Consider the following 10,599-nt stretch of genomic DNA (forward strand, 5'->3'; position numbering starts at 1 on the left):
TTTCTCCTGCCCGTCGAGGGTCGCGCGCACCCGCCGTCAGCCTGCGAACAGGCTTCGTCCGCCGCACACGTAGAGCACCTGGCCGGTGACGAAACCCGTCTCGTCGTCGGCGAGGAAGAGCAGCGTGTTGGCGATGTCGTCGGGATCGCCCAGCTTTCCGGTCGGCTGCCGCGACAACAGGAACTGCCGATCCTTCTCCGGCAGTTCCTCCCACATCGGCGTGTGGATCAGCCCCGGAGCAACGCAATTGACGGTGATCCCGGCGCGGCCGAGCTCGATCGCAAGCGTACGCGTCATGCCGACGACGCCGGCCTTCGCCGACGAATACGGAGTCTGCCCCGCGCCGCCGAGCCATGCGCGGGAGGCGATGTTGACGATGCGCCCGTGCTTGTTCTCGACCATGTGGCCGTGCACCGCCTGCGAGCACAGGAAGGTGCCCTTCAGATTGACATTGAGCGTGACATCCCAGTCCGCCTCGCTAAGCTTGCGCAGCGCGCCGGCCCGCTCCATGCCCGCGTTATTCACGAGGATGTCGATGCGGCCGAAGGCATTCACCGTCTGCTGCACCATCGCGTCGACCGCCGCCTTGTCGCTAATGTCGGCGACGGCGCCGAGCGCGCGATGTCCCTTTCGGCTGAACTCATCGACCGTCGCGTGCACCTTCTCCGCGTTGATGTCGTTGATAACGACGGCCGCACCCTGCTCGGCGAAGCGCAATGCCGTCTGCCTACCCATGCCGCTCGCCGACCCTGTGATCAGCGCGACCCTGTTGCGAATTCCCATTGCCGCCCCCGTGATCAAATCGACATCGAAAAGTACGCGCTCTTTCCGCCACAGACGAAAAGCGTCTGCCCGGTCACATACTTCGAACTATCGCTCGCAAGAAAGCCGACTGCGTTGGCAACGTCAGAGGGCCTGCCCAAGCGCTTCACGGGAATGCCGGCGGCGAGCTTTTCCCGCTCCGCCACAGGCGTCGCGTCGGTGTCGAGATCGCCCATGACGACCGTGCTCACCGTAACGCCGTCTCGCGCCGATTCGAGCGCGAGCGCCCGTGTGAGCCCGAACAGACCCGCACGCGCAGCGGCGACGTTGGCGCTCGCCGCGAGGCCGAGATAACGAATATCGCTGATATTGACCACGCGCCCGAAGCCACACTTGCGCATCAGCGGAACGACTTCGCGCAGGTAGTGGAACGGGCCCGCGATGCCGGCGCCGAGCGCCGCGCCGACGTCCGCATCGGAAATGTCCTGCAGCGCCTTGGCGGTCAGTACGCTTTCGTTCTGCACCAAGATGTCGATCCGCCCGTAGCGCGCCATCACCTGCGCGACCGCATCGCGGATCGAACCGGGCTCGACTGCGCCCGTCACCACCGCGATCACCGCCACCCCCTTCTCGGCCAGCCGCGATGCGAGAGCGTCGAGCCGGCCGGCGTCCGCGCCCACGAGCGCGAGTTGCACACCCGGCGCGGCGAGCCGCAGCGCAACCGCCTCGCCCACCGCATCGTCGGCATTGACGATCAGAGCCACCCTTTCTTTGCCTTTCGATTCCATCGCCGTCTCCCAGTTACCAGCCGCGCACCAGCATGTGCATCGTGCAAGCCGCGTGTTCCGTGCCAGACAGCCCGCCACCCGTAACGTGCGTCATCGCCACACGCGGCACCGGATCGACCTGATAGCCGGGACACTGGTTGCGCATCTGCTTGACGCTCGCGGCGATCTGGGCGGCCCCCGAAGCGCCGATCGGGTGACCATACGAGAGCATGCCGCCACGCGGACTGACGACACACTTGCCCCCGTGCGTCGTGTTGCCGTCGCGCAGGAACTTCAGCCCTTCGCCCTTCGGACACAGGCCGAGGCATTCGTAGTACAGCAGCTCGGCAATCGTGAAAGCGTCGTGCAGTTCGACGATATTCACATCCTCAGGACCGATGCCCGACTCTTCATAGAGCTGCGCTGCGGTTTCCTCGGTGATGTCGTCGCCCGTTATGTCGCGCGGCCGGTTGTGGTAAGGCCCCGACCGCACGACCGAGCCCGCCACCAGAATCGGCTTGTCGATGCCCAACTTCTTCACCATCTCTTCCGAGCACACGACGACCGCCCCGGCGCCATCGGCGATGCCACAGCATTGCTGCAGCGTCAGCGGAGACGCGACGACGCGCGAATTGACGACCTCCTCGACCGAAATCTCACCCTTGAACCACGCATACGGATTGTTGGTCGCGTGGCGGCGGTTCTTCACGGTGATCATCGCCAGATCCTCGGCCGTGGCCCCGGTCTCGTACATGTAACGCTGCGCGCGCATCGCGTACTTGCCGGTCATGACCGCGCCGTGCACCGTTTCGATATCCGACATGGCCGTTGCAAAGGCAGTGCCTTGCGCCATGTGCAGCGTGTGATTCTCGCAGCCGATGCCGATCGCGACGTCGGCAAGCCCCATCGCCACGTCCCGCACCGCCAGATGCACTGCCATACCCCCTGCGGAGCATGCGCTTTCGACTGTCATGATTGGAAGATGTCCGCACATGCCCAGATCCTTGAGCACGGTTTGACCGATCACCATTCCGTTGGTGCCATTGCCGACGTAGGCGCTCTGCACCATCGTCGGACGGTCGATATTCGACGCCTTCAGCGCCTCGAATGCCGCGGCACGGCCCAGCACATCGAAATCGACCTCGTGCCGCCCGAATTTCGTTTCGCCGACCCCGGCGATATAGACCTTGCGCTGCAGTTTCATTTTCTTTCACCCACCGAGATTTATGCCTTGCGGAACTTGTAGCTGATCAGCGGAACGCCGTCGCGGTTGTCGCGAACGGGCCCCACGGTCAGTTCGACCTCCTCGTCGCAGCGGAAGCTGCCGGGCTCGCCTTCCAGCTGCGCGAAAATCCGCAGGTTCTCGGGCAGATCGATGTAGCCGAACGAATATGGCGTTTTCATTCCCGCCTGACCAATGAAATTGTCGCTGAAGCTGTAGAGCTTCCCGCGTCGGCTTAGCGGCACGACATCGAACTCCTCGCCCCAGCAACTCGGGCACGGACTCAGCTTGGGGAAATCCAGCTGGCCGCACCCCTTGCAGCGATACCCCTTGAGATACGGCGCGCCGCCGTCCGCGGGCACCTCGAGCAGGTCCGGATGAAAGAATGTGATATCCGGCTTCTTCTCCGGTTTCTTGTTCGGCTTTTGATCTGACATGACGCCTCCGCAGCATTTGTTTCATTTTCAACGTAGATCCAATTAAACGCGCCTGGTTGCGGCGCAACAATTGGTGCGGACACCTAACTGTTAAGGGTAACCCCCACCCGCACGCGCCAAGGCGGAAATTCACGTCGAGCGGCGGTGTCGACAATCTGGCCGCACAGGCGCGGATACCCTGCCAATTTCGGCTGTAAAAAAAACGCGCCGAAAGGCGCGCAAAGTTCCCACGGGAGGAGAGGAACCCCGAGAAAAATCTTCTACTCAGTTTCCGCCACGCATGTTCTGGACGTTAAACAGGCTGACCGGGACCATCTGAGCGTCCAGTTGCGCCTTGAGCTGTCCGGTCGTGCAGTGCTTCGCCTGGATATCGATCATGGTGAACGCATCGAACGGAGTTATGCCGCTGCCCTTGTTCTTGGCCAGGTGGAAGTCGGGATGCGTCCATCCGACAACATACGTCTTCCACAAATCACCCTTGCGGTCATGCACAAGCGACATGCTAATTACCGAGGTTTGCGCGTCCATGTAATGCACCCGTCTGCTCACCGGATGATTGGTGTCGATCGGAGACGATTCGAGGATGTGCACCTTGCGCAACTGCCACGTGACGCTGGGGAAGCACCCGCCCTTTCCGCCGAAGGCGACGTACTTGTAGCCGTCCGGCTCTTTGTATTCATCGGACAGCTTCATGTCGTTATGGTTGTAAAAAGGCATCAGTATGTTCGCCGTGCCCTGGTACTTCCAGTTCATGTCCGAAATACGGCCGTTATAGCCCTCGAAGTCCTCGATCATGATGTCTGAGCCGAGAAAGGCGTCCGTAGTCTGTCCGGTCGACAACCGGCGCACGCGGCGCTGGAAACCGAGATAGAGATAAGCGTCGTCCAGCTTCGTGTCGTCCTCGTAGCGCTGGATCAGCAGCTGTGTGTTCTTGACATCCTGCGGTTCATATACTTTCACGTAGGTCGCGCGATACAGTTTCGACGGGTTCGGCGTAATTTCCGGCACCGGAGCCTGGCTTACTCGATGCGTATACCTTAAGAAATGAAAACCGAACAGGATATTGCGCTCGACCTTGCCGCTGTCCATGTTAATGTACTTCCAGTAAAACGGCGAGATCGCCAGGCCGTCGTACGCGTTCATGCCATAGCGGTTGTTCCACGCAAGCTTCTCGCCGGCCCGCGGGTCCTTTGCATCGGGTTCTTCAGGGAAAGGACGCCCTGCGACATAGCCGACCAGCTCACCCGGTTTTGCACCGAGCTTCACCTTGCCGGCGTTCACCTTGGTCGCGTCGACATAGCTCTTATTGGTGTCGAACGAGGTCGTTGCTCCGACAGTGATCTCGACCGCCCCTTCCCGAATGTACCGCTGCATTCCCGGGTCGAGGACCCCCTCGAAATTCGCGACGTTCCCCTGGTTGATCACCGTTCCGGGCGCAACACCGGGAGCCGTCGGCAGGGCATGCATGTACGGGAAGAAGGATTTCTCGATATCCGCTTCGGTCGCCGCGTGCGGCGTTCCCGCCGCACAGGCCAGCGCCACTACGATCACCCCATGCCCTGCAATATGTCTGGTCATTTCCACTGTCTCCTCTTAAATGGTGCGTCAGAACTTGTAGCGAACCATCACGTAGATATCGTCTTCCGCAACCGCTGTTCCGATCGGTCCGGCGCGGAAGCGTGCGGTCGGCTCGAAACCAGGCAAGCCCGCCGATCCCGGGACAAACGGCTGGCCCGCGGCCGTATAGGTCGTGAAGGGCGGATAGGGGTTGAACGAACGGGCGTCGTCGAACTTGTAGTGGCTACTCCCGTTCGTATATTTAAAGTTGGCACCGAGGGTGACCTTGAAGTCGTCGGTGACGCTCCACTCGATCTGAGGCGCGACGGTGAGTGCCTTGGCACGGAAGTCGCGTGCCACCATCACCTGCGGGCTGACCCGATCCCCGGCGAGGAATCCCTTGATCAGCAGCGTGCCGATGAAGTTGTCTTCCCAATCGACGATGCCCACCGTACCAAGCGGGCCATCATGTCGTTCGTGATCGATTATGTGCTGCCAGAACAACTGCGCAGAAATCTGCGTTGCCCGCGTCGTGCTGATGAACGGAATGAAGGTCGGCCGGTCGACTCCGATAACGGTGCGCAGCACCCTGTTCTTCGAGTACAACTCGCGCCGCGCGGTGTTCACGAACTCCTCGCCATGCGTCAGCGCGCCTTCCATACGAATGGCTGCATTCGCATCGGGAATCTGGAAATCCAGCGAACCGCCAACGAGGTTCACCCGCGGGTAATGGATGTCGAACGCGATCAGGTGGCTCACCGGAACACCGGCCGCCGGAGGGGTCGTATTGCCCGTCCCGCCGGTGAAGGGGTTCACGGCGCCAGCGCTGAACGCATGCAGGCTTGGAAGTTGCGAACGGTAGGTCAGCGCATTCAGGGAAAACGCGAGGCCGCCCTGCGTGATCCCCTCGTACTTGACGCCCAGTTGCGTGTTCGAGAGCGACCACGCGGGCAGATGCACTTTGCGGACGCCGATCTGATGCGGCCCGAAATCCGTCGCAGCCCAGGCGCCGGCAGTCCCCGCCGGAACGGGACTGAAGTTCGCAACGGTTCCCCCGTTGTCCCACAGGTTCGCGAAGCCGCGGAAGAAACAAGCCGCGTCGAGCATCACGTTCGGAGTGCCGCACTGTCCGAGGTTGTTCGGCCGGAATTTGTCGAAATTCCACACTACCTGCACGTTGCGGTCCTGCATCGACTCGCTCGCGCCCATACGGTACTCGGCCTGCGCGATCCACATCGGGATGCGGATATCCTGCAACTCATCGTAAATATTGTTGCGCGAGTAGTCGACCGGATTGATGACATCGAGCACGCGGAACAGATCGGTGCGCCCCCACACCACCTGCTGCCGACCGAGCTTCAGGAAAAGCTCAGTGCCATCGGCGAGCGGAAATGTCTTCTTCGCATAAAATTCGCGCAGGAAATCGAGCCGATCGTTGAACTCCGGCGTCTCGAGTTCCCGCAGATTCAGATCCCCGTAGCCGCCGAAGTCGCGGCAGCCTCGCGAATCGCGGTCGCACGGCCGGACTGGGACGCCGAAGACCGCGCCCCGCTCGGGCCTGTGCCAACGGTCGCCCAGCACGCGCATGCCATCGTTCGGATTCGCCGCCAGATCGAAGCCCAAAGCGTTAGTCGGCGGCAAGCCGATCGCTGTGCCGATCGGGTTGTTGATCCCGCCGCCGTGCGGCACCTGCGTCAGGTTGAGAGGCGTGCCGGCGGTCGTCGGCACAGGCGGCAACAACGGTGCCGCTGTGTTCTCGAGCGTGATCGCGCCACCTGCGTTGCGCCCGTACTCATCCTTGTTCAACTGATACACGCCATCCCAGCTACCGCGCAGGATGCCGCGAAAAGCCCAGCCGTCTCCCATCTGCCTGTCGGCTTCGACCTGCAGGGTGTTGCGGAACTTCGCGAGCCCCGCCCGACTCCGCCGCGCGGTGTGGTTTTCGTAATACACGTCGGCGACCCATGGCGTTGTGCTGCTAGCCAGATCCGGAAGATTTTCATCCGCTGCCTGCACCGCCCCACCCACTGTCAGCGGCAGTGCGGCGGCGAGAACGCTCAATTTCGGGCGCGAAATATCCCTTGCTGTCTTCATACCGCTTGTCCTCCCCTGAAAGACCGGATTCGAGTTGGGTTCGAGTCTTGCACCGGATCGGGCGCCGTTACGCCGGTTGTGCGATCAATGTGCAGTCCGCTTTCCACCCCCGCTCGCGGACCTGGAGAACCTGGTCCTCGTCGAGATAGACTGCCGTGATGAAGCGCGGCTTGAAGATCATGACCCACGCCGGCACGAGCAACGTAGCGGCCGCCACGTTGAAAACCAGCATCAGGCACAGCAGAAGAGCGGCGTCGGATTGGAAGCGCAGATCCGACAGCACGATCCACATGACGACGCCGGCAATCAGCGTCATTGCCGTGAAGGAGACCGCGAAACCGGTCGTCGCGATCGCCTTCATCACCGCCTGCGCGAGATCCTGCAGAGCCGCCATTTCCTCGCGGATCCGGTTCATGATGTAGATTGCGTAATCGATGCCGACGCCAATACCAACCGCGATAACCGGTACGGTATTCACGTTCATGCCGATATGCATCACGCTCATGTACGCATAGGTCAGCACCGTGGCGAAGGTCATCGGCAACACCATCAGCCATCCCGCGTGCAGCGATGCGTAGAAGGCCCAGACGAAGGCGAACGAGAGCGTCAGCACCAGCGGCACAATGAGGAAGTTATCGTGCCTGACTGCGTCGTTGATCGCCGCGTTGACCCCGATCGCCCCCCCGGCGAGCTCGATGCTCAGTCCTGGGGCGGCATTCCCCGGCGCGCTGATGGCCGCCTCGGCCAGCGCTATCGCACGCTCGATCGTCTGCCCCTGGAGATCCTTGTAGTAAAACACCACGTTGGCGAGGTTCTCGTCGGAATTGGTGTACTCGTTCAACGCGCCCGGGATCGGGCTTGCTGCCATGAAAGTAAACATCAGGCCCCCGATCTCGTTCGCGTCGGACGGAATCTGGTTCCAGCGCGGATCGGTGTTGTGGATGAGGCCATTGACAGAGCGGATCAGCCCCGGCAGCGCCTTCGTACCACCGACGTTCGGATCGTGCAGCATCGTGTTCTGGAACGATTCGATCGCGCGCAGCACCTCGGGATTCTTCAGCCCCCCCTTTTCGGCCGTGCGCGCCACGACGTAGAGCTCTTCCGAACCCGGAAAGCGCTCATTGATCGCACGCGACGACGCGTTGTAATCGTGCTCGGGGTAGAGCAGCGGGCTTCCCGGCTCGGCCTCGCCAATCTGCACACCGAGGCTCAGCCACGATCCGATCGCAACAAGCACCGCTGCGCTGACGAGCACCGCTATCGATCCGCCACGCGAGCCGACCACACCGAAGAGTCCGACAATCACTTTGCGCAGGACGCTCTCACGCGCTTCTGCGACGCGCGGCGGCGGCAGCACGTGCAGCAGCAGCGGCACGACGAGGAGCACCGTGAATATCACCGAGAAGCTCCAGAAGCCCGCGTAATAACCCATCTTCGTGTTGATCGGCGCGGCACCGAGCGTCAGCACGAGTATGCCGACAGTATCGACGATGATCGCCAGCGATCCCGGCCTGAACAGATCGTCGAACGCATCGCGCGCAGCTCGCCGCGAATCGCCCGTCCGGCCAAGCTCAAAGTAGTAGCGTTCGACCAGTTGGATGCTGTGCGACATCGCGCGAGCGGCAATGAGGAACGGAATCACCAAGTTCAGCGGATCGAGATTCCAGCCCATCAGCGAGACGAAACCGAGGCCCCAGATCGACGACAATGTCACCCCCAGCAGCGGCAACATCACACCGTACAGACGCCGGAAATAGATCACCAGCAGCGCCACCATCAGCGCAAGCGTGTACAGGAAGATCTGAATGATCTGAGACAGGTACGTGTAAACCCAGCCGATCAGCACCGGACTGCCGGTTGCATAGATCCTCACCCCGTCCGCGGCCTCGCTCGCCCGCACCGCCTGAAGCTCGGCAAAAGTCTTGCCGTAGTCGATATTGTCGGCCTCGTTCAACTGCGCCTTGATCAGCGCGGACTTGAGATCCGGCGATACCATCAGGCCATAGACGCGCGGATTGGCCATGACGTCCGTCCTGAGCGTCGCGAGTTCCTCGCCGGTCAGTTTCGGCTGCGCCGGATCGTAGTAGAGCCGCGAGATCATCTCACCGCTCTCGGTCAACCAGATCTTGCGCACCGTGCGATGCGCGAGGCTCGACACCTGGTTGTGATTGACGCCTGGCAGGTTGTCGACCGCCTGTGTGAGCCGATGCAGGCGCGACAACGTCTCATTGGTGAAGATGTCCCCGTCCTCGACCTCGAGCGCGACGACGATCTGGCTCGCACCGCCGAAGCTGCCGCGAATCTCGTTGTGCAGCTTGATGTAGGGGTGGCTTTGCGGCAGCAGGTCTTCGAACGCCGAGTAGATCTGCAGTCCGGGAACCTTGAGCGCAAAAAAGACCGTCACCAGGAAGATTGCTGCGAGGATCGCACGCGGAAACCTGAAGACGATAGTCTCCAATTCATGGACTGCATGGGTAATACGATGACGCATCACGTAACCTCGCTCAGTTGTTCGCCGTAGCCTTGTGGTCGCCGACGAGCGTCGTCACCTCCACGCCCCCTGCCCCACCCGCGAGAAGAACCCGCCCTTCGCCGAGCTGCATCGCGGCGCGCAAATACGTCGTCCTGCGCGCATCGGCGACCTTCCACTGATCGCCGCTCAGCCGGAACACGAGACCGTTGATCCCTACGCCCACCGGCGCGCCACCACCGTCCAGCGACAAACCGTATATCGGCGCACCCGCCTCATTGACCTGCTTGATCCAGCTCTGTCCGCCGTCGGTGGTCTGCATGACCACCCCGGCGAGCCCCGCCACCCAACCTCGCTGACGGTCAACGAACACAGCCGCATACGGATAGAACTCGTCACTGATCTTCGGCAGTGCCTCCCATGTCGCGCCGCCATCGACGGTGCGGTAAACCGCACCGAATTCACCGGTAACGAAACCTTCGCGCTCGTCGAGGAACTGAACGCTGGCGAGCATTGCGTCGTCGCCGACAACGGTCATATTCCAGTTCGCGCCCTGGTCGACACTCGATGCAATCGTGCTCCCGCTGCCGACGACCCAAAGGCGGTTCGTCGCGTCGCAGGTGATCGCGAGCGGGTTGACGGGTTCGTCGATCGCGCGAGCCAGCCATTCACCACCGGCCGCGTCGGCGGCCCACACGCGATGAAAGAAATCCAGCGCAGCAAAGCTCCCGTCCGGACAGGCTGTCACACCAATGAACGAGCTACTCGAATCCAGTTGTTGTCGCGTCCAACTCACGCCACGATCATTGGACGTCAGCACAACGCCGTTGGCGCCGACCACGATGGTCGTCTTCCCGTTGTCCGCAACCGCCTGAAAGGCATCGGACCGCTTGATTACGGCAGAGCTGGCGGCGCTGATGTTCGACGTACCTGCCGATACACCGCATCCCGCAAGCATCATGCAAAGCGATACCTCGAGAATCGTGGGGTACCATGGCTTCGCCTCGATATTCATAAGTTTGTCTCCTCCGTTCGGGTGTCGTCGGCGCGCCTAACGCGGCCCCTACTCTTGCAACGCGAAACCATCCCCCGACGGTCGGAATGTAGGCCTCGGATATCGCGCCAACAATTGGTGCGGACACCTAACGAATAGAGAGTTGTTCCTAGCAGCCTGTCGGACTTCAAGCTCGCGGGCACCGCGGCCGAGGGATTGATTTCACATTGTGAGAGACGATGGGCATTTCAGGCTCCAATCGGCGGTTTTTGTTCGAAATCACAATGCCCCTGTCC

At 61.7% G+C, this 10,599-nt stretch carries 8 protein-coding genes; all 8 read right to left on the bottom strand.

Going from position 1 to position 10,599, the window contains the following annotated elements; all coding sequences use genetic code 11:
- Positions 1-36: 36 nt before the first annotated feature.
- The 8 genes from GPA27_RS04705 to GPA27_RS04740 all read right to left on the bottom strand — a co-directional run bounded on the left by GPA27_RS04705 (position 37) and on the right by GPA27_RS04740 (position 10,324).
- Positions 37-783 carry an SDR family NAD(P)-dependent oxidoreductase gene (locus tag GPA27_RS04705; RefSeq protein ID WP_050418517.1) on the bottom strand — a complete coding sequence of 249 codons (747 nt, stop codon included), beginning with the start codon at positions 781-783 and terminating at the stop codon, positions 37-39.
- Positions 784-797: 14 nt separating this feature from the next.
- Positions 798-1,526: an SDR family NAD(P)-dependent oxidoreductase gene (locus GPA27_RS04710; protein ID WP_256222772.1), complete on the bottom strand. Its 729-nt coding sequence runs from the start codon at positions 1,524-1,526 to the stop codon at positions 798-800.
- A 37-nt stretch (positions 1,527-1,563) separates the two neighbouring features.
- Positions 1,564-2,733 (bottom strand): benzoylsuccinyl-CoA thiolase subunit BbsB, encoded by a 1,170-nt coding sequence (bbsB, locus tag GPA27_RS04715; protein WP_050417950.1) that lies wholly within the window; start codon positions 2,731-2,733, stop codon positions 1,564-1,566.
- A 20-nt stretch (positions 2,734-2,753) separates the two neighbouring features.
- A complete protein-coding gene (gene bbsA, locus GPA27_RS04720; protein WP_050417951.1) occupies positions 2,754-3,188 on the bottom strand; it encodes a benzoylsuccinyl-CoA thiolase subunit BbsA in 435 nt (144 codons plus the stop codon).
- Between the two features lie 264 nt (positions 3,189-3,452).
- Positions 3,453-4,766 carry a DUF1329 domain-containing protein gene (locus GPA27_RS04725; RefSeq protein ID WP_169138118.1) on the bottom strand — a complete coding sequence of 438 codons (1,314 nt, stop codon included), beginning with the start codon at positions 4,764-4,766 and terminating at the stop codon, positions 3,453-3,455.
- Between the two features lie 27 nt (positions 4,767-4,793).
- On the bottom strand, positions 4,794-6,839 hold the full coding sequence (locus GPA27_RS04730; RefSeq protein ID WP_169138120.1) for a DUF1302 family protein: 2,046 nt from the start codon (positions 6,837-6,839) through the stop codon (positions 4,794-4,796).
- A gap of 67 nt (positions 6,840-6,906) precedes the next feature.
- Positions 6,907-9,297: an efflux RND transporter permease subunit gene (locus GPA27_RS04735; RefSeq protein ID WP_308446319.1), complete on the bottom strand. Its 2,391-nt coding sequence runs from the start codon at positions 9,295-9,297 to the stop codon at positions 6,907-6,909.
- A 46-nt stretch (positions 9,298-9,343) separates the two neighbouring features.
- Positions 9,344-10,324 carry a WD40/YVTN/BNR-like repeat-containing protein gene (locus tag GPA27_RS04740; RefSeq protein WP_050417955.1) on the bottom strand — a complete coding sequence of 327 codons (981 nt, stop codon included), beginning with the start codon at positions 10,322-10,324 and terminating at the stop codon, positions 9,344-9,346.
- Positions 10,325-10,599 lie beyond the last annotated feature (275 nt).

This window comes from Aromatoleum toluolicum (genome assembly GCF_012911005.2).
GTDB classification, from domain to species: domain Bacteria; phylum Pseudomonadota; class Gammaproteobacteria; order Burkholderiales; family Rhodocyclaceae; genus Aromatoleum; species Aromatoleum toluolicum.

Coding starts and splice junctions, on each gene's coding strand:
- GPA27_RS04725 (WP_169138118.1), bottom strand. CDS start 4,766: ATGACCAGACATATTGCAGGGCATGGGGTGATCGTAGTGGCGCTGGCC.
- bbsA (WP_050417951.1), bottom strand. CDS start 3,188: ATGTCAGATCAAAAGCCGAACAAGAAACCGGAGAAGAAGCCGGATATC.
- bbsB (WP_050417950.1), bottom strand. CDS start 2,733: ATGAAACTGCAGCGCAAGGTCTATATCGCCGGGGTCGGCGAAACGAAA.
- GPA27_RS04740 (WP_050417955.1), bottom strand. CDS start 10,324: ATGAATATCGAGGCGAAGCCATGGTACCCCACGATTCTCGAGGTATCG.
- GPA27_RS04705 (WP_050418517.1), bottom strand. CDS start 783: ATGGGAATTCGCAACAGGGTCGCGCTGATCACAGGGTCGGCGAGCGGC.
- GPA27_RS04730 (WP_169138120.1), bottom strand. CDS start 6,839: ATGAAGACAGCAAGGGATATTTCGCGCCCGAAATTGAGCGTTCTCGCC.